Consider the following 22,804-nt stretch of genomic DNA (forward strand, 5'->3'; position numbering starts at 1 on the left):
AAAAAAGTGCTATCACAGGGGCTTTTTAATTATTCTTTTTCTTCTTCGATGTCAGTATCAGCTAGTTCGCTGTCATGATGCAAGAAGTAAATCAATGTTTGCAGTTCATTTGTCAAATCTACATTTTGAATTAAAACTTCCGGCGGCGCTACTAAGCGAGCTGCAGTAAAGTTTAAAATACCTTTAACACCAGCATCTGCAAGCTGACTGACAACTTCTTGCGCTTTTCTCGCTGGTAAAGTCAAAATTGCAACTTCAATTTGTTGTATACGAATCTGTTCCATCATATCTGTCATTGGATAAACTGGAATACCATCGACAATTCTGCCAACAATGTCATCATTAACATCAAATGCACAACTGACACGAATACTATTACTTTGATGAAATTTATACTTCAGTAAGGCACTTCCTAAGTTACCTACACCGATTAAGGCTACATTTGTTAGTTCATCATCGTTCAATGTTTTTGCAAAGAAGTTCATTAAGTTCTCTACATCGTAACCATACCCGCGCTTACCTAATTCTCCGAAATAAGAAAAATCTCGTCGAATCGTTGCGCTGTCTACTTGTACAGCTTCACTTAGTTCAGTAGAAGAAACTTTATTTTTGCCTGCATCATGCAGAATTCTCAAATAACGATAATATAGGGGAAGGCGTCTTGCCGTTGCTTTTGGAATAATTTGGTCTTTCACAATCGTACCTCCAATACTCTAAATATAGACAAATATCCACTTCTCATAATATCAGGTGTTCTAGATAAAAAGCAATATTACAGCTCACGAAAAGAAATAATTTTCAAATCTTTTTTATTATTCAAATAAATTTTGAGTCTATCTGTAGTATAGGTGCTATTTTCAGTCAATTTATGCTAAACTAAAAGTATTCAACTAGAAATGAGGATGCCCCATGATTTTACTCCAAGCAAACCAGATTGCCCGTTATTTCGGCGCAGATACTTTGTTTGAAAACATACAAATGGAGATTAGCACAAATAGCCGGATCGCTTTAGTTGGCCGTAATGGTGCCGGTAAATCTACTCTTTTAAAAATAATCGCAGGAATTGACGCGCCTGACGCTGGAACGATTGCTAAAAATAAAACTGCTAGTCTAGGCTATTTAGCTCAAGATACTGGACTAGATTCTGATAAAACCGTTTGGGACGAAATGTTGGAAGCCTTTGAAGAAGTTATCACAATGGAAAAACGAATGCGTGAATTGGAGCAAATTATCAGTGAATTGTTGCCTGAAGCTTCTAATTATGAATCCGTTATGAAGGAGTATGACCGTCTCCAACATGAATTTTCAGAAAAAAATGGCTATGGTTACGAAAATGAAATTCGCTCTGTCTTGCATGGATTTGGCTTCAAAGAGGACTTTTATGTCAAAAATATCAGCACACTTTCTGGTGGACAAAAGACCCGTTTGGCTCTAGCACGTATGTTGCTACAAAAACCGGATATTCTGATTCTTGATGAGCCTACTAACCATTTAGATATCGACACCCTTTCATGGCTGGAAAATTATTTACCTAGTTACTCTGGCGCCCTTTTGATCGTCTCTCATGATCGCTACTTTCTTGATAAAGTAGTAACAGAAGTTTACGAAATCAGTCGCCATAAAATGCGTTATTATAAAGGCAATTACTCTAAATATTTAGAATTAAAAGCAGAACAGCTAACAAGTGAATGGAAAGCCTATGAAAAACAACAAACTGAGATTAACAAACTAGAAGATTTTGTTGCACGAAACTTAGTTAGAGCATCCACAACCAAACGAGCACAAAGTCGCAGAAAAACATTAGAAAAAATGGAACGTTTGGATCGACCTCAAGGGGACGAAAAATCTGCTAATTTCCTATTTGCTATTGAAAAAATTTCTGGAAATGTTGTTTTGCAAGTTGAAGATGCAGCTATCGGCTACGATTCTCGTATATTATCGGAGCCTGTTTCTTTAGATATTCGCCGACAAGAAGCTATTGCTTTAGTCGGACCAAATGGAATTGGAAAATCAACGCTACTAAAATCGATTATTGGGACAATTCCCTTCATTAAAGGAAAAGCTAACATTGGTACAAACGTTCAGATTGGCTACTACGATCAAGAACAAGCTAATCTTCACGGTACTAAAACTGTTTTGGCAGAACTTTGGGATGAACACCCAACTACACCTGAAAAAGATATTCGCAATATTTTAGGTAGCTTTTTGTTTAGTGGAAATGATGTAGAAAAGACTATTCCTCTTTTGAGTGGTGGAGAAAAAGCTCGTGTGGCTCTTGCAAAACTATCCATGGATAAAGAAAACTTTTTAATTCTTGATGAACCTACCAACCATTTGGACATTGACAATAAAGAAGTGCTGGAAAATGCTTTGATTGATTATGAAGGAACCCTTTTATTTGTTTCACATGACCGTTATTTCATTAATCGAATCGCTACTAAAGTAATTGAACTTTCTGAAACCGGCAGTAAACTTTATTTAGGTGATTATGATTACTACCTAGAAAAGAAAAAAGAAGAAGAAGAATTAGCTCAGCTATTAGCAGAAAAGTCTTCTGGAACACAAGCTGAAACAGCAAAGCCTAAAAATGACTTCTATCAAAATAAAGAACAACAAAAAATTCTACGTAACTTGACTCGAAAAATTACCCAAATCGAAGAAAATTTGGCTACTTTAGACACAACAATCGATCAATTAGAGCAATCAATGAGCGATCCGTCATTAGTCGATGACCACGTAAAACTCATGTCTTTAAACGAAGAATTAGAAACGCAGCGTAAACAGCAAGAACAATTGCTAACAGAATGGGAAGATCTTAGTTTAGAACTTGAAGAACTAGAAGAAAATAATTGACGAAAGGTGGACAAACATGACTTCAAAACGCATGAATGTGACGAAACCTAAATATCAACAGATAGCTGTTGATGTAGCAGCAAAAATTGCCGATCAAACATTTATCGTTGGTGATAAAATACATGCACGCTCAACTCTCGCTAATAAATACAGCGTTTCTCCTGAAACTGCTCGTAAAGCTATCAGCGTCTTAGTTGATTTAGAAATCGTCCAAGCGAAACATGGCAGCGGATTTTATGTTCACTCAATGGAAAACGCTAAGCTTTTCGTCGATCAATATCAAGATGTTCAATCGATTCACGATTTAAAAGAAGATCTTATCGGAAGTGTGCAAAAACAAAAAGAAGAATTAAGTCACTTCTCAGAAATATTAGATAAACTTGTTGATCAGACAAAGCGATTTGACTCTTTCAATCCACTAAATCCAGTTACATTTACATTAACGAATGACGCCTCTCATTTGGAGATGACCATCAGTGAATTAAATTTATGGCAAAGCACTTCTGCCACATTGATTGCCATCAAACATGGAGATGAATTACTTGTCTCTCCTGGACCATACGCTAAACTTACTGCTGGAGATACGATTTATTTTGTTGGTCACGAATCAACATTACAGCGTGTTCAGAATTTTTTCTACCCTAACTCATAAAAGAAAGAGCAATCAAAACAATTTTGGTTTTGATTGCTCTTCTTTCCTTATGCCAGTGATTTGACAAAGTGACTACACGATGTTAACCTAGAATGGTCACTTTTTTTACAGAAAAGATAATGATTTTCTTTACATGAAAATCAAGATTTATAGCTCATCAGACTTGCTCCTCGGAAAAAAGATAAAAATGAGTGAGGCATAAAGCATCTCAATCATTTTTTTCTATTTTCAGTCGGAGCTAAATGAGTTCAATCAGCTTTTAAATTTAGGAGGAATTTTGTTTTGCCCAAAGTAAAAGTCTCACATTTAACAAAAATATTCGGTAAAAAGTCAAAACAGGCTCTGGATATGATCAAAGAAAACAAAGATAAAACCGAAATTTTGAAAAAAACCGGTGCTACAGTTGGAGTTTACGATGTAAATTTTGAAGTAGAAGAAGGAGAGATCTTCGTAATCATGGGACTTTCTGGTAGCGGAAAATCAACATTGATTCGATTGTTGAATCGTTTGATTGAACCAACATCTGGAAATATTTACATTGATGATCAAGAAATCGCAAAATTGGATAAAGAAGGTCTCAGAGAGGTTCGCCGTAATAAAATGAGTATGGTTTTTCAAAACTTCGGTCTCTTCCCTCACCGTACAATTTTGGAAAATACAGAGTATGGCTTAGAAGTTCGTGGTGTTCCAAAAGAAGAACGGACAGCTAAAGCAGAACAAGCTTTAGAAAACTCAAGCTTATTAGCATTTAAAGATCAGTTTCCTAATCAATTATCAGGTGGGATGCAACAGCGTGTTGGATTAGCTAGAGCCTTAGCCAATGATCCAGAAATCCTATTGATGGATGAAGCTTTCTCAGCTCTTGATCCTTTGATTCGTCGAGAAATGCAAGATGAATTAGTTGATTTACAGGAAAACGTGAAGAAAACAATCATCTTTATCACTCATGATTTAAATGAAGCCTTAAGAATTGGTGACCGCATTGCTTTGATGAAGGATGGACAGATTATGCAAATTGGAACAGGTGAAGAAATTTTAACCAATCCAGCAAATGATTATGTTCGCACATTCGTTGAAGATGTTGACCGTTCGAAAGTCTTAACAGCGCAAAATATCATGGTTCCAGCACTAACAACCAATATTGAAATTGATGGTCCTACAGTTGCTTTAACACGGATGCGCCAAGAAGAAGTGAGTATGCTTTTAGCTGTTGATAAAAAACGTCAACTAAAAGGTGTGGTTCGAGCAGAACGTGCCTTAGAAGCGCGTAAAGCTGGAAAACCATTAACTGACTATGTAGATACAGATATCACAAGTATTGATAAAGATATGCTCGTCAACGATATTTTCCCGATTATCTATGATTCACCTACACCAGTTGCAGTAACAGACAACAATAAATTGCTTGGTGTTGTTATTCGGGGCAGCGTTCTTGAAGCACTAGCAGAAACTGAGGTGACGATCAATGACTAATTATCAACTTCCTGTAGCCAGCTGGGTTGAAACAATCACAGAATGGATGACAAATACATTTTCTGGATTATTCAGTTTCTTCCAAACTACTGGTCAAAGTTTAATGGATGGAATAACCTCTTTATTAGTAGGAATTCCACCAATTCTATTTATTATTATAATGACAGCAATTGCTTTCTTTATTTCAAATAAGAAAATTGGCTTAAGTTTATTTACATTGGTTGGTTTACTTTTCATTTATAACCAACATTTATGGACTGACTTAATGAACACTGTAACTTTAGTCCTACTATCTAGCTTAGTTTCAATCGTTATTGGTGTTCCTCTTGGAATTCTTATGGCTAAAAGTAATAAAGCTCAGAGTATCATTACGCCTATCTTAGATTTCATGCAGACAATGCCTGGTTTTGTTTATTTGATTCCAGCTGTAGCCTTTTTCGGAATCGGTATGGTTCCTGGGGTGTTTGCCTCAGTAATTTTCGCATTACCACCAACCGTTCGTTTTACTAATCTTGGGATTCGCCAAGTACCTAAAGAATTGGTTGAAGCTTCTGATTCATTCGGTAGTACTGGTTGGCAAAAATTATTCAAACTTGAATTACCTTTAGCTAAAAATACCATCATGGCTGGTATCAACCAAACAACGATGTTGGCTCTTTCTATGGTCGTTATCGCATCAATGATTGGTGCACCAGGACTTGGCCGTGGCGTTCTTTCTGCCTTACAACGTGCTCAAGTGGGAAATGGTTTTGTTAATGGTGTCGCATTAGTTATTTTAGCCATCATCATTGATCGCTTTACTCAAAATTTAAATAAGAAAAAAACAGCACCTTCAACATCTAGATTTTCTAAAAAACAAAAAATCGTTGGTACTGTCATTGCTGCTATAGCTATTATTGGTTTAGTTGTTGCCCCTTCCCTTTTCTCTTCTGATAAACAGGAAGAAAAGAACATTTCTCTTTCATATGTGGAGTGGGATACAGAAGTCGCTTCAACACATGTAGTTGGCGAAGTCTTAAAAGATATTGGTTATAACGTTTCATTAACGCCTTTAGATAATGCCATTATGTGGGAATCAATCTCAAAAGGTGAAACAGATGCCATGGTTGCTGCTTGGTTACCTGGAACTCACGGTGAACAATACAAGCAATATAAAAACAAAGTAGATGATTTAGGTGAAAACCTAAAAGGTGCTAAACTTGGCATTGTTGTTCCTAAATATATGGACGTCAATTCCATTGAAGACTTAAAAGATCAAGCTGGTAAAAAAATCACTGGAATCGAACCTGGCGCCGGTGTTGTCGCTGCTGCTGAGAAAACACAAAAAGCATACAGCAACTTAGCAGACTGGTCAGTTGAAACTTCTTCTTCTGGTGCAATGACTGTCGCACTTGGACAAGCCATCAAAAACAAAGAAGACATTGTAATCACTGGTTGGTCTCCTCACTGGATGTTTGCTAAATATGATCTTAAATATTTAGAAGATCCAAAAGGAACAATGGGAAATGAAGAAGCTATTCATACCATGGCTAGAAAAGGGTTAGAAAAAGAAAATCCTGAAGCCTATAATATTTTGAAAAACTTCCACTGGACAAAAGAAGACATGGAATCTGTCATGTTGGAAATCAACAATGGAACTGAACCAACTCAAGCTGCTAGAAACTGGATTGACAGTCATTCTAAAGAAGTAGCTGAATGGAAGAAATAAAAAAAATGCAGCCATAATTTTTATGGCTGTTTTTTTGTATGTATATATAGGCTATTTAATGATAAGATTGTTTATATTTACTTTCTCTCACTTCGTTTTCCAAGTATTGTTCATCATCTGCTCTGGCTTAGCCAGTCTTTTGCTTTTACTACTTTTTATTTGTACTTTTATGAATCTCTCTTCTATTTTTTGTTTCAACGTTTAACTGTTGGCGATTCTCTAGTATGGTAACTTCGCTCACTTCGTTCGCCAAGTATTGTTCATCATCTGCTCTGGCTTAGCCAGTCGCAGTGATTCACAACAAAACCACTCGGCTGGGTGACCGAGTGGCAAGGAGTTCTTTTTTACTTGAGGAGTAAAAATGAAAAAGTGTTTAGTTTGGGTTTGTTATTGGGTATGTATTTATAATAGCTAAAAGTTTTGAAGAAACTATGCCTAAAAGATTGAGGTTTTCTATAGAATGATTAAGAAAAAGTAAATAGACACTTTAGCAAACTAAAAAAGCCAATAACAACATCAAACTATCCGTCCGACATTATTATTGACTTCTCTTATTTAGAAATTATTTTGGTGTTACGTAAGCTAGAGTATCTGCTGTATTTTTGTCGATAACTCTAAATGAAACCATGCCTAAACCAGCAACGTTCATTTCTGAAATTAGAATAGAACCATCTTCATAAACATGTTCTACAAAAGCAACGTGTCCATAAGTTCCATCTGCTCCAGCAACTGTTGGTTGGAAGCTAACCGCTGTTCCAGCTTTTGGTTTGTTTGATACTTCATAACCGTTCGCTTTTCCAGTTGAACCCCAATCCATTCCGTTACCCATGTTGGTTTCAACATAACCACCTAATTGAATAATACGATTGTAAACATACTCAGTACAGTTTCCAGCAGCGTATGCTTGTGATCCAGCAAATGTTTCACCTGAATACTCAGGGAAATCACTATCTACATGTGTATCTGCAACAATGATACCCGCTGCCGTCTTAGATGGTTCAGCCTTGTCATATTCAGTCAAGTTATATTCTTCGATAAAAGCATTTAGCTTTTTATCGTAACTTGTATCTGTTGCATAAACACCCGTTAAAGATTTTGTTGCTTCTTGATAAGTCGGTGCATTTGATTTCCAAGTTCCAGAATAAATTTCTGAATTGGAGTCAGTGCCTTCTTTCATCAATTTAGCGTAATCTTCAAAAGATTCTTTGTAGCTAGGATATTTCTTGAAGGCTGCATCAATTGTGTACATGTTTCCAGAACCATCGTCTTCTTGAGTAGAGAAGACAACATTCTCACCGTTGTACTCTCCTTTAATCCCAAAAAGATTATGATAAGGTTGTTGACTTAATTGGCTACCGCCAGATCCTGTTTCTAAAACAGCTTGAGCAATCATAACTGATGCATATAGCCCATGTTTTTGTCCGACAGATCGAGCCTTTTCACCAATGCGGCGAATAAATGTTTCTGTAGGCTCATTTTTCACGACAGAAATCTCTTCGTTTGACTGAACAGTCAACCCATTATCCAATACTTGTGGTAATGACTCAATAGGTGCCTCTTCATTTTGAACAACTGGCTGTTGTACTTGCGGCTGCTCCTGTTCATGATTGTTTGCAGGCGGTTGTACTTCTGTTGAAGATTCTGTGGTGGTACTTGATTCTGTTGTGCCAGTTTCTTCTCCAGCTGTTGATGAATCTGTCGTTGTTGTCTCTTCTGTAGAAGAACTTTCGGTTGTTTCAGTGGTTCCTTCTTCGATGGTACTCGAATCTGATTGCGTTAATTCATCTGCAAACCCAACTACGGGGATTAAATTAACACTAAGCAGAACACAAATCATCTGGAATGATAATAGTTTACGCTTCATTCAGTTTAGTTCCTCTCGTAAATAATAGTAAAGATTAAGATTCCTTGTCTTTCACAGAATCTATCACTTATCTTTTCGGGTTGATTCTTTTAGTATCAAATCTCTTAACTAAGAATCTTCCTTTTAGCAGTTCCGACTAGTAGTAATTTACAGTGTTTAATAACTACTGTCAGTGGAATTTTTTTGATTTCTCTCCATAAATCCACCTACCCTTTGTCTCTAAAAATCGCGTTTAACCTTCTATAAGTTGAATTAATTTTACCATAAGTATGGCGTAAAATCTTCCACTTGACTCAAAAGTTTGGAAAGTTTCGAAAAAAATTCACTTTTAGAGCAAAAAATAAACGATTTTTATCTATAATTCTCTTTAAAATCAAAATGAATCCCTTTAGTTCAGCAAAAAAATTGCTGTTCATTAAGGGATTCATTTATTTTATATTCACTTGCGGTACATATAAATCACCATATTCTGTTTCTTTCTTTTCAATTCTTACAGGTACTTTTCCTTTTTTTATCAGGGAAAATTGTCCTTTTTGAGGTTTATTATCTAAAGTCACTTCAATAGTTTTATTTGTTTCTACTACTACTTTTTTTAGTTCACCTTGATTAAATAAACCATCGGGCGCAGTCACTTCACTAATAATAACGGTTGTTCCTTGAGGAATATCATTTATTTGGCCCAGTCCGTTAGAATCTGTTATCACCTCTTTAGTTTGATTATTGTACTCAAATTTCAATTTAGCATTTGGTAGAAGTCTTCCAGTTTCTTTACCTTAATATTGCCATTTAGTTTCGCTTTGACATTCAGATTGAATTCACCCGCATTGGAAAGTTTAAAGGTGGCAACTTTTTGTTATTAGGCTTTGCATAAACAAAGCTTTGACCCACTGAATTGGAATAAGCAATACTATATTTAATGGTTCCAGATTCCTTTGAATCTTTCGTAGCAGTCAATGTTAGTTTATTGCCATTTTTCTCAATTTTGAGGTTAGCTGAATTACTAAGCTGCTTAACATATTTGGATAAGATATTGTTTTTATCTTCTAAAGTAACGGACTCACCAACTTTTAGATTGATGGTTTGGTTATTAAAAGTCGGTTTAATATTATGATTTTTGACTTGATTTACTATCTCATTTCTTCGGTTGTCAAAATTTGGAATATTTGTGGTTAGTAATTCATCACCAAATTCGAGCCAAACTAAATTTTGAGTAATTCCATAATTATCAATAGTTGGGTTTACTTGATAACCATAATACGCGATTAATGAAAGGCGTTCTTTTTCTGCGATAGTCAGTTCTGATGGAGTGAAGCTAGAGCCACCAGTAAGAAGTGTTCCATGTTCAATACAGAAATCAGGTTGATTGTCCGCTTTAATCATGTGGATTCCTTCATCAGTCCAATGTAAGCCACCTAATGATTTGACGTGCCATGTGGAAATATAGTTCGCTACTTTTTCATAATTTACTGTAGCAGCGAATGAAGTGATTGGGGGAATAAAAAAAGCGATTAGGACTGTTAGTAAACTAAACAGCGTAATCGCTTTGGTTCTTTGTTTATTCATTTGTTTTCTCCTTTACTTAAAAGTTCACTTGATTTAGATTGAAGTTGAAATTCTTGTTTTAACTATAGCAATTTCCTTCAAAATAAAAAACCTTGTTTTTACAAGGTTTTTAGCACTACTTACAATTAATGTTTCTTATCTTGATGACTTTTTAAAGTTTTTCCTGCATTGGATTTTGCAGACTTACTACTGCTTTTAGATGACAAAGTCTTACCCGCTTTCCCTACTTTTCCACCACTATGCTTAGCCATTTCACACCTCCTAATTTTTTTTCATTTGAACAATTTTTCCTTTATTACTATCACTTAGTACATCTAATGATATTCCAAGTAATTCAGCAAGAATATCGTTAGGCAAACTAATTCCGTACTGCCTATTTAAAAGTTCGGCTAATGTATCATTTCCAATTATATTTGCTTGCACTAATAGTTCATATGCTTGCTTCATAATTATAGGCTTAGGGACTGGATGAACTGAATCAAATGGTTCACTTCTTCTCCATCCTCTTGAGCTCATTCTTTTTTGCAACCTAAGATATTGTTCAGAAGAAATCAAACCCAAACTCTTAGATCGATAAACCATACTAGCTGCTGATACTTCCCATTTTGATTTTAATTTTAGATACATATCTAAATCATCTTCATATCCTCGAATATCCTTAGAAAAAGCTTCCTCAGGTAACAAAAAATTGGAAGCGAAAATATTTGCTTGTTTTTCCATCTCTCGGTATTCCTGCGGTTCTAGTTCTTGAGGATTAATAGATTTTGAATGCAGCATCCAGTGTCCTAATTCATGAGCTAAACTAAATTGTTGACGATAAAAAGAGTTATTATCCTGATCAATTAGAATACAATAATAATCTTTTCCATTAACTTTAGTTTGACTACCAAAAGCATCTACTTTTTCCGAACTAGAGTTAATAGCTGCTATTTGAAACCCATGAATTTCTAATAACTGAAGTATATTAGGAATTGGAGAACTACCTAATCCCCATTCCTTCCTTAAAAATTGAGCAGAAACAATAGGATCTTCAATGTGACTAAGTTCTTTTAATACTGGAAAATCCACATAACTTTCAAAAAAATTAGCCAACACTGCTAAATATTTTTTTAATAGCTCACTAGGTTTTTTTTCCGATTGAGTAGATGATAATCTACTTCTATAAAACGTTCCTAAATCATCATACGAAAATTCATCGCCTTGCTGGAAAAAGCTTAAAGGAAACCCAAGCGCCAACACCAATTTTTGATATGTTTTTGGACTTGGTTGAGCATCATTATGCTCATATTTTGAAATCATTTGCTTTGAAATATCTACTTTCTCAGCAAGTTGCGGTATAGACAGTTGTCTAAAACGACGTGCTTCTTTCAATCTTTCTCCGTTGAAAAGCATAGACATCGTATATCACTCTTTCTATTCTGTTTTTTTGATGCTTTTTAAAGTTACTAAAGGTCGTTCAGATTCCATTGGTTGAGTGCCATCATCGTCCATTACGATGTCACCTGAATACGCAGTATTTAGCATGAATGAGACATCTTTCTCAAATGACAGTTCAAAATTAGATGTATATTCTTGAAGTAATGCGGCAATTGCCTCTCCTTCATGGTAAGAAACACTTACCATAATAACCTTTTTTACATTTTCAGCATTTTTGCCAAGCATTTTTTCTATATCTTTTTGTCTCTTTAAATTCAATCTTTCAATTTCTTCATCCGTAAAAGGAATCAACTCTACTTTCTCACCGTCTATTGGTAATAGCCCCACGTTTTTTAGTAAGAAACTAACTGAATAATGAGTACTTTTACCTTTTTTCACGTATTTATTTCTAATTTGCGATAAAGTAGTATCTGAAAATAAAAGATAAATATTTCCAGTTTTCTTATCAAAAACAGGATCTATTTGCCATAATTTAGTTCTTTCAATGTGAAAAACTTCAATATCATCATATTTAGCAAATTGATTTTCCAGGTCATCGCTACGCCTAGCCCATACATTAAACGATAAACCATTTTTGTTAGTTTTTGAAATAGAACCTTTAAAATCGTCGATAACATCTTTTTCAGTAATTGACATTGCATGGAGAATGCCATCAGTAATTATCTGTTCCTTAGAGGTAGCGATATCCATCGAAAAAAACACTCCTAACATTTTTAGTATATATGCATTATACATCTATAAGTTGACTTTTTCAAGTGTTTTTCCTATAATATATGACAAAAAACGGATTTTTTATAATTTTGTCTACTGAAACTACTTACTAAATGAAAAATTTTTTAATAGAGTTTCATTCTCATTGAGTTACCATTCTTAAGGACTGACATTTAAATAGAAAATTAATCCATACACATCAAGCTTTCTAGCTAAAAATCTCTGGTAGAAAACACCAAAAAAGCGACAATTTCGTCGCTTTTGGTAGAATTTTGGAAAACTGGCAGTAAAAACGGTGGCTTATTCTCCTGAATTTTTGTTGATTTAACACGTTTTTACTGAGTTTTCCAATCATCGGCGGTACATCTTAAATTCAAGAAATAAATCATTGTAAATACCTAAATATTTTGAGCCTAAATCTTCATACACTTCTAAATGTTTAATAACTTCATCCTTTGGATAAAATTGTTCATCGCTAGAAATTTCCTTAGGCAGTAACTTTTTGGCTACTTTGTTTGGTGTAGAATAACCAATATACTCTGCATTTTGGGCTGCATTTTCTGGTCTTAGCATGAAGTTGATAAACTCATACGAACCTTTAATATTTTTAGCGGTTTTAGGAATAACGATATTATCAAACCAAAGATTCGATCCTTCAGATGGAATAACATAATGCAAATGCTCATTGCCATCCAACATTTCAGCGGCTTCTCCTGAAAAAGTCACTGCAACGGCGCTTTCTTCGTTAATCATATACATTTTGATTTCGTCTGCTACGATTGCTTTGACATTTGTTGTTAGTCTGTTTAGCTTATCGGTTGCTTTGCGTAGCTCTTGATTGTTTTTACTATTTAGTGAATAACCTAAACTATTGAGAGACAAGCCAAGAACTTCGCGAGCTCCGTCGATCAGCATTAAGTTGTCTTTCAGCTCCGGCTTCCACAAATCATCCCAATGTTTGATTTGATCTTTCCCGACAAATTTATCGTTATAGATGATTCCGAGCGTTCCCCAAAAATATGGGATCGAGTAGTTATTCTTCGGATCAAAATCAAGATTTAAAAAACGCTCATCAATGTTTGTTAAGCCTTTTAATTTTGAATGATCGATAGGTAAAAGCATTTTTTCTTTCATCATTTTTTGAATCATATATTCAGAAGGAATCGTAATATCATAAGCTGTTCCTCCTTGTTGGATCTTAGTAAACATCGCTTCATTTGAATCAAAGGTTTCATAATTCACTTTATAGCCTGATTCTTTTTCAAATTTACGCAGCAAGTCAGGATCAATATAATCTCCCCAATTGTAAATCGTCAATGTATCTGCACCAGCCATTCCACTGGCTTTTTCTAACTGATGAACCCCTAAAAATAAAATGAAGATAATCGCTAAAATCCCAATAAGCAAAGATTGTAGTTTTTTCATTTGAGTTTAGCCACCTCGCTTTGTTCCTGACGCATTTTTTTCAGTCTCTTAGGTGTATTGTCTTGGCTGATAAAATAATAGCCAATCACTAAAATCATAGAGAAAATGAACACTAACGCACTTAAAGCATTGATTTCTAAACTAATTCCTTGTCGCGCACGAGAGTAGATTTCAACTGAAAGCGTGGAGAAACCATTTCCTGTAACGAAAAAGGTCACTGCAAAATCATCCAATGAATACGTAAATGCCATAAAGTAACCAGCAATAATTCCAGGTGCTAAAAACGGTAAGATGATGTTTTTGATTACTTGAATGTTATTTGCCCCAAGATCACGAGCAGCATCCACCATTGAGTCATTCATTTCTTGTAATTTCGGTAAAACCATTAACACAACGATGGGGATACTAAAGGCAATATGGGAAAGTAAAACACTAGTAAAACCTAAACTGATAAACCCAACAGCCGTGAAAAATATCAAGAAACTAGCCCCAATAATTACATCTGGTGAAACTAGTAAAATATTATTAAAACCCATCAATGTTGTTCTCGTTTTTCTCCGGCGAGTATAATAGATCCCCATAGCACCAAACGTTCCAATAATCGTTGCTAATAATGCAGATAAAAAGGCCAACAAAAAAGTATTCAGCACAATAATCAACAATCGAGTATCCGCAAACACAGCCGAATAATTGGCAAGCGTAAATCCAGTGAATTTATTCATCGTATCTGTATCGTTAAAGGAGTAAAAAATAAGATAAAAAATCGGCGCATACAATAAAGCAAAAACGATGATCAAGTATATATAAGACCATTTAAATTTTTTCTTTGTCATTTCACACGCCCCTTTTTCTTCTTCTCACCTGTCAACAGCATCACGACAAACATCGCAACAATTAAAATCACACCAATTGTCGAGCCCATGCCCCAGTTTTGTGTGACTAAAAAATGCTCTTCAATCGCTGTTCCCAATGTAATCACTCGGTTTCCGCCAATCAAACGAGTTAACATGAATAACGAAAGAGAAGGAATAAAAACGGCTTGTACGCCACTTTTCACACCATTTAAGGACAAAGGGAAAATCACGCGCTGAAAGGTTTGAACACTATTTGCACCTAAATCACGACTGGCACTGATTAATGAAGGATTCATTTCTTCTAGTGCATTAAAAATCGGCAAGATCATAAACGGAATTTCAATATATGTTGCCACAAATAAAAAACTAAAATCGGTAAACAAAATCTGCTGAGAACCAATTCCAATAAAACTTAAAAACTGATTAACATTCCCATGAATACTAAAAATCCCAATAAAAGCATAAGCTTTAAGCAAAAGATTTACCCACGTCGGCAAAATCACCAACATCAGCCACAACTGCTTGTGCTTTAATTTCGTTAAAAAGTAAGCAGTAGGATAACTGATTAATAAAGTAAATAAGGTAATCAAAAAAGCGTACCAGACAGAATTCAGCGTCATACTTAAATAAGTGCCAGAAGTAAAATAGGTTTGATAGTTAGCTAAAGTAAAGTACCCATTCATATCAAAGAATGACTGATAAATAATCATTAAAACCGGCGCAATGACAAACAATAACAGCCACATCATGTAAGGAATCGAATAAATTCGACGCATTGTTTTCATTCTTCTTCCTCCTATTCTTCGTAGCTTTCTAAACGAGCATCGAAATCTTCTTCTGACTCATTGAAACGCATAACATGAATATCTTCTGGTTCAAAGAAAAGACCCACTTTCCCGCCTTCTGTCGCTTTTCTTGTTGAGTGAACCATCCATTCATTATTGTCTTCATCGTGACAAATAATTTCATAATGAACGCCACGGAATAATTGTGTATCAACTGTTACCACAAGTTTTCCTTTATCTGGTGTTGTAATCGTCAAATCTTCTGGTCGTAAAACAATTTCAACAGGCTCATTTTTACGCATACCGCCATCCACACATTCAAAACGTTTCCCAACAAACTCAACTAAATTATCTTCGATCATCGTTCCATTGACGATATTACTTTCCCCTACAAAGTCAGCTACAAAATGATTGATCGGTTCATCATAAATATCAACTGGCGTCCCACTTTGAACGATGTGCCCTTTGTTCATCACAAAAATTTCATCACTCATTGCCAGCGCTTCTTCTTGGTCGTGAGTCACAAAAATAAATGTGATTCCTAAACGCTGCTGCAATTCACGTAATTCATATTGCATATCTGTCCTAAGCTTCAAATCCAAAGCCGATAACGGTTCATCTAACAAAAGAACTTTTGGTTCATTAACGATCGCTCGAGCAATTGCCACACGCTGACGCTGACCACCAGACATTTCACTGATTTCTCGTGTTTCATACCCTGGTAATTGCACCATTCGTAAGGCGTCTTTAACTTTCTTTTCGATTTCTGTTTTTGGTGTTTTTTTGATTTTCAAACCAAAAGCGACATTATCAAAAACATTCATATGAGGAAACAATGCATAATCTTGAAAAACGGTATTCACTTGACGTTTATTCGCTGGGATATCATTGATTCGTTGACCATCAAAATAAATATCACCTTCAGTAGCATCTACAAATCCTGCTAAAATCCGTAAAATCGTTGTTTTCCCACAACCAGACGGGCCTAATAGCGTATAAAATTTTCCCTGTTGAATGTCAAAACTCACTTTTTTCAAGACTTTCTCATCGTCATATTGTTTGACGACATTTTCAAACGAAATAATATTTTTCTTCACGCATTAATGCCTCCCAGATAAAAGTATAACGGGCTCTCTTAGCCCATAAAACTAGCTATTATAAATAAGATTTGGTTGCTACAATCAATACTCGGCTTTTGCCTTTTGAATGATTGATTAGCTGATGAGGTTCGGCCGCTTGATAATACATTGCCTCCCCTTTTTTGGCAGAATAGGTTGCTTCACCTAATAATAATGACACGGAACCGTCAATCACATAAATAAAGGTTTCTGATAAAGAGGGTTCAAAGGTTTTATACTCACCATTTTTATCAAAGGTCAACACAACTGGTTCCATCTCTTTTTCATTTGATTCTGGAATCAGCCATTTTAATTCATAGCCGTTTTCTTCATCATAATAAATCGTACTGTCTTCATCTTTATACACGATTTTTTGTTCTACGCTTCCTTCACTGAAAAATTCTTCTGGTGTGATTCCTAACACTTCCAAAATAGTAAAAAAGGTCTCCATCGAAGGCGAACTTAAATCACGTTCCAACTGAGAAATATAGCCTTTCGTCAAGTCAGTACGCTCACCTAGCTCTTCTTGAGTCAAATTTTTTTGTATGCGCAAATTGCGCAGCTTCTCGCCAATCTCCACCTAACCACCTCGTTTCAATTTATCAAAATATCTATAAAAGTTTTCTAATACTAAACTACAAGTTTAATTTTACCTTCTCTAGTATACGAATTTTTCAAAAAATAGCAATAAATTTTAGCAATAAATCGTCATTTTTTTAGTTTCATCTCATACTTTTATACTAGCACTGATCGACGGATTTTGACAAAATAAAAAAGCGTCTGCTATTCAGACACTTTCTCACTTTTCCTACCTATTTTCAGCGGAATAAAATAGTTCACTAACAGGGCTATCCCCATACCGATAAAGCTATCCACTACTCGATCAAATGCATAGTCATAAGAGCGATCAGCTGGGATCATGAAAACAATCGTCAATAACGTTGCACAAGCTCCAACCGTTCCTTCCTGATAGCCAAAACTAGCTAATAAAGCAATCATCACCATGATAATCAATGGAATAAAGATCAGCTGTACAAGTTCTGTTTTACCTAACAAATTGAAAACAGCAATCACCGCAACCGACATCACCGCCCCAAGTACATTCCCGATGATTCGATGTTTCCCGTATTTCAACGTATTTTCCATATCTTCTCTTAAAGTAAAAATCGTTGTAATTGCAGCCACCACATAGGTCTCTCTTTTCAATAAAATACTGATTAAAATACAAAAAAAGACACTTAACGCTGTTTTAAATGTTCGCATACCAATTTTAAATTTCAACAAAACAAATTCCTTTCAAACGATAAAAACTATCTTACTTCTTATTTTCGGCTTAATATACTTAAACACATCTTCCCTATTCTAACTCATTTTTCTCCTATTAAGAAGGGGACTTCAAGAAGAATTTGCTAAAGATAAAAAGAGAATATGTTATGATAGTAACAATAATACTAAATTTTGTTTGTCTAACTTTTCTAAGAAAGATAAATGCCACGTTTAAATCTACCATGAAAGATAATAAAGGAGGATCTTATGGAAAAATTTTCTGGATTTACTGTGAAAAAAACAGATGAAATAGTAACTACAAGTATAGAAAAAATGGAACTGAACGAATTATCTGACGGGGATGTACTTATTAAAATTGCATACTCTTCAGTAAACTATAAAGACTCTTTAGCAGCAATACAAAATGGTGGTGTCATTCGCAATTATCCCATGATTCCGGGAATTGATTTAAGCGGGACTATTTTGACTTCAAAAGATGCTCGTTTTAAAGAAGGACAACAGGTTTTAGTGACAGGTTATGGACTAGGGGTAACTCATACAGGAGGCTTTGCGGAAATCGCTCGTGTTCCTGGAGATTGGGTGGTTCCCTTGCCAGATGAATTAAGCTTAAAAGATGCGATGGTCTTTGGTACAGCCGGCTTTACTGCGGCTTTATCTGTCCAAGCACTTGAAAATCATGGCTTAGCGGAAAATAAAGAAGCAACTATTTTAATCACTGGTGCCTCTGGTGGTGTAGGTAGTTTAGCGATTGCCATGCTAAAACAACTAGGCTATAAAAATATTTTAGCCTTAAGCCGGAAAAAAACAGCCGTCGATGCTTTGAAAAAAATCGGAGCGACTGACGTTCTTTTATTAGATGACTTTATGCCGGAAAAAATCAAACCTTTAGCTAAACAAACAATTGATTTTGCTATCGACACAGTTGGCGGTGACATAACCGCTGCGCTATTGCCTCAACTTCATTACGGAGGTAGCGTTGCTATATGCGGAAATGCGGCAGGAATCAAGCTGAATACAACTGTTTTACCTTTCATCTTGAGAAGCGTAAATTTGTTAGGCATCGATTCAGTCAATGTCCCAATGGAACCACGTTTAGCTATTTGGAAACGATTAGGTACTGATTTAAATGTCAGCCGTCATGAGCTAACAAATCAAATAACCTTATCAGAACTTCCAAAAACTTTGGAGCAACTGCAAGCAGGCACGCACATGGGTCGTACCATCGTTAAAATGAATTAAAGGAGCCAGTTATATATGAATATTTTAATCACAGCGGGGGGAACCTCTGAAAAGATCGATAACGTTCGTTCCATTACTAATCATTCTACCGGTCGTTTAGGTAAAGTAATCGGCGAGACATTTTTATCTCACGGACATCACGTGACTTACGTGACAACGCCTCAAGCAGTCCGTCCAACTAATGAAACGAATTTAACCTTTATTGAAATCGAAACAACAAAAGAGTTAGAATCCGCACTGCTTGACCAATTTCAGCAACAAACATTTGACAGTATCATCCACAGCATGGCCGTCAGCGATTTTACAACTGAAACCACGCTATCAGAAGAGACTTTTATCGAAAAACTTGCTGCAAAGCTAGTAAAAGATCAGGATCTATCTGATTTAACCACCTTAAAAGAAGCACTTTCCAACAGCTTAGATGAAATTGGTGAAACGATTCAGAATGAAAAAAAAATCCCCTCTGGAACCGATCGTCTCTTGCTTTTTTTAAAGAAAAACCCTAAAATAATTGCAATGCTTCGAGAAAAACAACCTCAGGCAGTTCTTGTGGGATTTAAATTATTGGTTGGCGTTTCTACAGAGGAATTGATTCGTGTCGGTGAAAGTATTCTTGCTAAAAATAACTGTGATTTCGTGTTAGCCAATGACCTTGAAGATATTTACGGCGAACAACACAAAGGCATTTTAATCGATACAGACGGACGCACTCAAACAGCTGAAACGAAAGCTGAGATCGCTCAGTTAATCGTAAACAGCGTTGAAGAAAAATGGAGGAACCGATGATGAAAAATATATTATTAGGGATTTCCGGCAGTATATCCGCTTATAAAGCCGCCGATATAACTAGTCAGTTCACTAAGTTAGGCTATAATGTTGATGTCATTATGACCACCAACAGCACAAATTTTATCACGCCTTTAACACTACAATCTTTATCAAAAAATCCTGTCCATACAGATGTGATGGAGGAAATCGCACCAGATAAGATCAACCATATTGAACTGGCGAAAAAAGCCGATCTCTTTTTAGTTGCGCCAGCCTCAGCGAATATCTTAGCGAAACTAGCTAATGGGATTGCGGATGATATGTTGTCGACCGTGGCTTTAGCTTTAAAAGAAGACGTTCCGAAATTTATTGCTCCTGCCATGAACACTTATATGTATCAAAATCCTATCACTCAACGAAATTTAACAACCCTAAAAGAAGTTGGGTACCAAGAAATCGATCCTCGAGAAGCACTATTGGCTTGTGGTGATTTTGGTCGAGGCGCCTTGGCAACAGTTGAAGAAATTGTTCAAAAAATCAATGAAGTATTAGCGAAATAATTTTGAGGAGTCATTTATGAAAAATACAAAAACATTTACATTAACTGCTATGTTTTTAGCGATTTTGATTTTACTAGCATCTGTTCCATTCTTAGGCTTTATTCCAATTGGCCCTATCAATGCCACGACAATGCATATTCCTGTCATCATTGCTTCTATCGTTTTAGGACCAAGAATTGGTGCCTTCTTAGGTGGCGTCTTTGGTATCATTAGTATGATCCGCAGCACAGTTGTCTTAACGCCGCTATCCTTTTTATTCTCTCCATTTATCCCTGTAATTGGAACAGATCAAGGGAGTTGGAAAGCGATCATCATTGCCATGGTTCCACGTATTCTGATTGGTGTGGTTCCTTACTTTGTCTTTATGGGATTGAAAAAGATCACAAAAAATAAACCAACCTCGCAAACTTTTAGCTTGTTTCTTGCAGGTTTTCTAGGTTCAGCAACAAATACGATTCTTGTCATGAACTTGATTTATTTTTTATTTAAAGATGCTTATGCACAAAGTATTGGAGCAAGTGGAACAGCGATTTATACAGGGATTCTGACAGTCATTTTTACCAGTGGAATTGTTGAAGCGATTGTTGCGGCAATTGCTACAGTTGCAGTGACTTCGGTGTTGTTGCGTTTAGTGAAGAATAATGCGACACAGAAATTATAAGCAATAGGGTCATGGCTTGAGATAAACTAGATGGATAGTTTATCCCAAGCCTTTTCAATCGGCTTCCTCCAAGATAAATTCATCCGTGATAAATCAAACGTTCCTGAAACTTGATTCCACGCCGCACCTTTTTCTACTTCCGCCAATCCTACATCTAAATTAGCCAATTGTGCTTCAAATTCTGAAAATAAATTGGGTGAACTCGCATTAAACTCATACAACTTCTGTAATTTTTCCTCATTCTTTTGAATCGAACTCTTTACGCCCATATACCGTTGTTCTATTCGTGGATTGGGTTCTTTTTCTTTCGCCATCGTGCGTGCCATATTCTGCAATAAGGCTTGTCCTTGTGCAATCTCTGCTTTTAATCGTTCTTCAATCACATCACACGTATCAACCGATGACTGAAACTCTTCCGGAAATTTACTATGCGCTTCAATTAAGGCCTCACATGCTAGTATAAATCCACTTGCCAAAGATGGATAAACCGCTGAGAAATAAATTTTCGCTGAATCGTACGTTTTACTAGAGAGCGGTGCATCCATAAAACTGTTCACACTAGCTTTCAACATTCCGCAAAACTGGATGTACTCATTTGCCATTTGTTTGGCAGCGGCGCTTTGGGATTTCACTTCGCCTATGTAAAAATCAAGAGACATAGCACGTTGCCTCCGCATCTTCTATAAATAATTTTCTTCGTACAATAGCTAGTTCTTTTTCTTTATTTTGTAATTGTACTTCTTCATTGACTAAACGTTCTGCTATGTCTTCTAACCGTTGGCGCTCATACTGGTGTAGTCGAATAGCCTCTTCATCTAATTCCATAAAATGTCCTACATACTGTGACCCTTGATTATTCCCAATCAATTCTTGATAATAGCGTTGTTCTTGTTGATGGATCGAAAAATAATCCGCTTCCAACTCTTCTAATGCAAGAATCTCACGACGATTGTCGTCTTGATCAAAGTTTATTTGTTGAAGTTGTTGATTGATTTTTAATTCTTTTTCTTCTACATTCATCGACCAATCCCTCCAAGAGTTGGAGAAAATAGTGGTAACTCAACGTTTTTTTTGATTTTTTGATCGATTTTGCTGAATTCTTTCGCTACTGAATGAATATTATTGCCATCACGGGCAATCGCATTTGCCACACGTAATCCTCTGTTATGAATACTCGTTAAACTATTTTTTGCATGATTATTCCCACTAACGGTCGTTCCTTCAGCTTTGCTTGCAGCTTGATTAACGGCGGAAAATCCACTTGCAACTTGACGAAATTGTGCCGAAACGTCTCCTGCTACAGTTAGACTACTTTTGATTCCAGTCATAGTACAAACTCCTTCACCTTGTTGTTCTCGTTTCCCTTACCTTCTATTTTGACATATTTTTCTGTCTTATAGTTATCATCTTTTTCTCTAAGAGGCTAAGAATTTGGAAATTTGAAAAATGTAGTACAGATTTTGGCTAGGAAAAACTATTGCTCATTATTGTCTCTTGTCTATCTGACTGGCTTATTTAAACCTAAATTTTCGGTTGTAGTTGAAAAAAATTTTGTTATTTTTCTTTATATATAAGGGAGCGGATTTTGATGTTATTTAATGGGTGGAAATGCCGAATTTCGTTGCGGTGGGTGGTGTCTTTCTGTATAATAAATTGTGTAGGATAGAAATTCGAATCGTTGAACGATTCAAGACATATAAATAAAAATTGGCACTTCAATCGTTCGGCGGCAACCTTACGATCGAAGCCTTGTTAAGACGCCCAAAGCTGTCCAAACAAGTTGCCAATAGCGCTAGCAACTTGTACTAGCTTCTTTATTGTACCTAAAATAAGTTGAGATTTCTAG

General features: G+C 35.8%; 23 protein-coding genes and 1 pseudogene. 8 read left to right on the plus strand and 16 right to left on the minus strand.

The window, feature by feature from the left end; genetic code table 11:
• Positions 1–29: 29 nt before the first annotated feature.
• Entirely contained in the window at positions 30–695 is a 666-nt protein-coding gene (locus AC4BB2_RS09205; protein ID WP_490472640.1) for a redox-sensing transcriptional repressor Rex, read from the minus strand.
• A 214-nt stretch (positions 696–909) separates the two neighbouring features.
• On the opposite strand from AC4BB2_RS09205, the gene AC4BB2_RS09210 reads away from it, so the two are divergent.
• The 4 genes from AC4BB2_RS09210 to AC4BB2_RS09225 all read left to right on the plus strand — a co-directional run bounded on the left by AC4BB2_RS09210 (position 910) and on the right by AC4BB2_RS09225 (position 6,686).
• A complete protein-coding gene (locus AC4BB2_RS09210; protein ID WP_490472641.1) occupies positions 910–2,853 on the plus strand; it encodes an ABC-F family ATP-binding cassette domain-containing protein in 1,944 nt (647 codons plus the stop codon).
• Between the two features lie 16 nt (positions 2,854–2,869).
• Positions 2,870–3,505, plus strand: a complete 636-nt coding sequence (locus tag AC4BB2_RS09215; protein ID WP_490472642.1) for a GntR family transcriptional regulator — start codon at positions 2,870–2,872, stop codon at positions 3,503–3,505.
• Between the two features lie 282 nt (positions 3,506–3,787).
• Entirely contained in the window at positions 3,788–4,978 is a 1,191-nt protein-coding gene (locus tag AC4BB2_RS09220) for a quaternary amine ABC transporter ATP-binding protein (protein WP_490472643.1), read from the plus strand.
• On the plus strand, positions 4,971–6,686 hold the full coding sequence (locus tag AC4BB2_RS09225; RefSeq protein WP_490472644.1) for an ABC transporter permease/substrate binding protein: 1,716 nt from the start codon (positions 4,971–4,973) through the stop codon (positions 6,684–6,686). The genes AC4BB2_RS09220 and AC4BB2_RS09225 overlap by 8 nt, the downstream gene beginning before the upstream one ends.
• A gap of 562 nt (positions 6,687–7,248) precedes the next feature.
• Here the strand turns inward: AC4BB2_RS09225 and AC4BB2_RS09230 are convergent.
• The 12 genes and pseudogenes from AC4BB2_RS09230 to AC4BB2_RS09285 form a co-directional block, all read right to left on the minus strand.
• On the minus strand, positions 7,249–8,550 hold the full coding sequence (locus tag AC4BB2_RS09230; protein ID WP_490472645.1) for a glucosaminidase domain-containing protein: 1,302 nt from the start codon (positions 8,548–8,550) through the stop codon (positions 7,249–7,251).
• 428 nt (positions 8,551–8,978) lie between these two features.
• Positions 8,979–9,305: pseudogene (locus AC4BB2_RS09235) on the minus strand (SpaA isopeptide-forming pilin-related protein); the annotation flags it as partial.
• 49 nt (positions 9,306–9,354) lie between these two features.
• On the minus strand, positions 9,355–10,113 hold the full coding sequence (locus tag AC4BB2_RS09240; protein ID WP_490472646.1) for a thioester domain-containing protein: 759 nt from the start codon (positions 10,111–10,113) through the stop codon (positions 9,355–9,357).
• Between the two features lie 125 nt (positions 10,114–10,238).
• The gene (locus AC4BB2_RS09245) at positions 10,239–10,364 is read right to left on the minus strand and encodes a hypothetical protein (protein WP_490472647.1); all 126 of its coding nucleotides are present in this window, start codon (positions 10,362–10,364) and stop codon (positions 10,239–10,241) included.
• 10 nt (positions 10,365–10,374) lie between these two features.
• A complete protein-coding gene (locus AC4BB2_RS09250) occupies positions 10,375–11,484 on the minus strand; it encodes a helix-turn-helix domain-containing protein (protein WP_490472648.1) in 1,110 nt (369 codons plus the stop codon).
• A gap of 42 nt (positions 11,485–11,526) precedes the next feature.
• Positions 11,527–12,240, minus strand: coding sequence for a DUF5986 family protein (locus tag AC4BB2_RS09255; protein ID WP_490472649.1), 714 nt, complete (start codon positions 12,238–12,240; stop codon positions 11,527–11,529).
• A 372-nt stretch (positions 12,241–12,612) separates the two neighbouring features.
• Entirely contained in the window at positions 12,613–13,686 is a 1,074-nt protein-coding gene (locus tag AC4BB2_RS09260) for an ABC transporter substrate-binding protein (RefSeq protein WP_490472650.1), read from the minus strand.
• On the minus strand, positions 13,683–14,519 hold the full coding sequence (locus AC4BB2_RS09265) for an ABC transporter permease (RefSeq protein WP_490472651.1): 837 nt from the start codon (positions 14,517–14,519) through the stop codon (positions 13,683–13,685). The genes AC4BB2_RS09260 and AC4BB2_RS09265 overlap by 4 nt, the downstream gene beginning before the upstream one ends.
• A complete protein-coding gene (locus tag AC4BB2_RS09270; RefSeq protein ID WP_490472652.1) occupies positions 14,516–15,325 on the minus strand; it encodes an ABC transporter permease in 810 nt (269 codons plus the stop codon). The genes AC4BB2_RS09265 and AC4BB2_RS09270 overlap by 4 nt, the downstream gene beginning before the upstream one ends.
• An 11-nt stretch (positions 15,326–15,336) precedes the next feature.
• Positions 15,337–16,422, minus strand: a complete 1,086-nt coding sequence (locus tag AC4BB2_RS09275) for an ABC transporter ATP-binding protein (RefSeq protein ID WP_490472653.1) — start codon at positions 16,420–16,422, stop codon at positions 15,337–15,339.
• A 58-nt stretch (positions 16,423–16,480) separates the two neighbouring features.
• Positions 16,481–17,023, minus strand: coding sequence for a helix-turn-helix domain-containing protein (locus AC4BB2_RS09280; RefSeq protein ID WP_490472654.1), 543 nt, complete (start codon positions 17,021–17,023; stop codon positions 16,481–16,483).
• Between the two features lie 203 nt (positions 17,024–17,226).
• A complete protein-coding gene (locus tag AC4BB2_RS09285; protein ID WP_490472655.1) occupies positions 17,227–17,724 on the minus strand; it encodes an FUSC family protein in 498 nt (165 codons plus the stop codon).
• Positions 17,725–17,976: 252 nt separating this feature from the next.
• On the opposite strand from AC4BB2_RS09285, the gene AC4BB2_RS09290 reads away from it, so the two are divergent.
• The 4 genes from AC4BB2_RS09290 to AC4BB2_RS09305 are packed head-to-tail and all read left to right on the plus strand — an operon-like array spanning position 17,977 to position 20,958.
• On the plus strand, positions 17,977–18,969 hold the full coding sequence (locus tag AC4BB2_RS09290) for an oxidoreductase (RefSeq protein ID WP_490472656.1): 993 nt from the start codon (positions 17,977–17,979) through the stop codon (positions 18,967–18,969).
• A 15-nt stretch (positions 18,970–18,984) separates the two neighbouring features.
• Entirely contained in the window at positions 18,985–19,755 is a 771-nt protein-coding gene (gene coaB, locus AC4BB2_RS09295) for a phosphopantothenate--cysteine ligase (RefSeq protein WP_490472657.1), read from the plus strand.
• Complete coding sequence (coaC, locus tag AC4BB2_RS09300; RefSeq protein WP_490472658.1) at positions 19,755–20,297, plus strand: phosphopantothenoylcysteine decarboxylase; 543 nt, start codon at positions 19,755–19,757, stop codon at positions 20,295–20,297. The genes coaB and coaC overlap by 1 nt, the downstream gene beginning before the upstream one ends.
• Before the next feature lie 16 nt (positions 20,298–20,313).
• Entirely contained in the window at positions 20,314–20,958 is a 645-nt protein-coding gene (locus AC4BB2_RS09305; RefSeq protein WP_490472659.1) for an ECF transporter S component, read from the plus strand.
• 26 nt (positions 20,959–20,984) lie between these two features.
• Here the strand turns inward: AC4BB2_RS09305 and AC4BB2_RS09310 are convergent, their stop codons facing one another.
• The 3 genes from AC4BB2_RS09310 to AC4BB2_RS09320 are packed head-to-tail and all read right to left on the minus strand — an operon-like array spanning position 20,985 to position 22,286.
• Positions 20,985–21,617: a T7SS effector LXG polymorphic toxin gene (locus AC4BB2_RS09310; RefSeq protein WP_490472660.1), complete on the minus strand. Its 633-nt coding sequence runs from the start codon at positions 21,615–21,617 to the stop codon at positions 20,985–20,987.
• On the minus strand, positions 21,607–21,978 hold the full coding sequence (locus AC4BB2_RS09315; RefSeq protein ID WP_490472661.1) for a DUF3958 family protein: 372 nt from the start codon (positions 21,976–21,978) through the stop codon (positions 21,607–21,609). The genes AC4BB2_RS09310 and AC4BB2_RS09315 overlap by 11 nt, the downstream gene beginning before the upstream one ends.
• A complete protein-coding gene (locus AC4BB2_RS09320; RefSeq protein WP_490472662.1) occupies positions 21,975–22,286 on the minus strand; it encodes a TIGR04197 family type VII secretion effector in 312 nt (103 codons plus the stop codon). The genes AC4BB2_RS09315 and AC4BB2_RS09320 overlap by 4 nt, the downstream gene beginning before the upstream one ends.
• Positions 22,287–22,804: the final 518 nt, after the last annotated feature.

The sequence above is a fragment of the Enterococcus sp. AAFC-DPL-5146 genome (genome assembly GCF_058216635.1).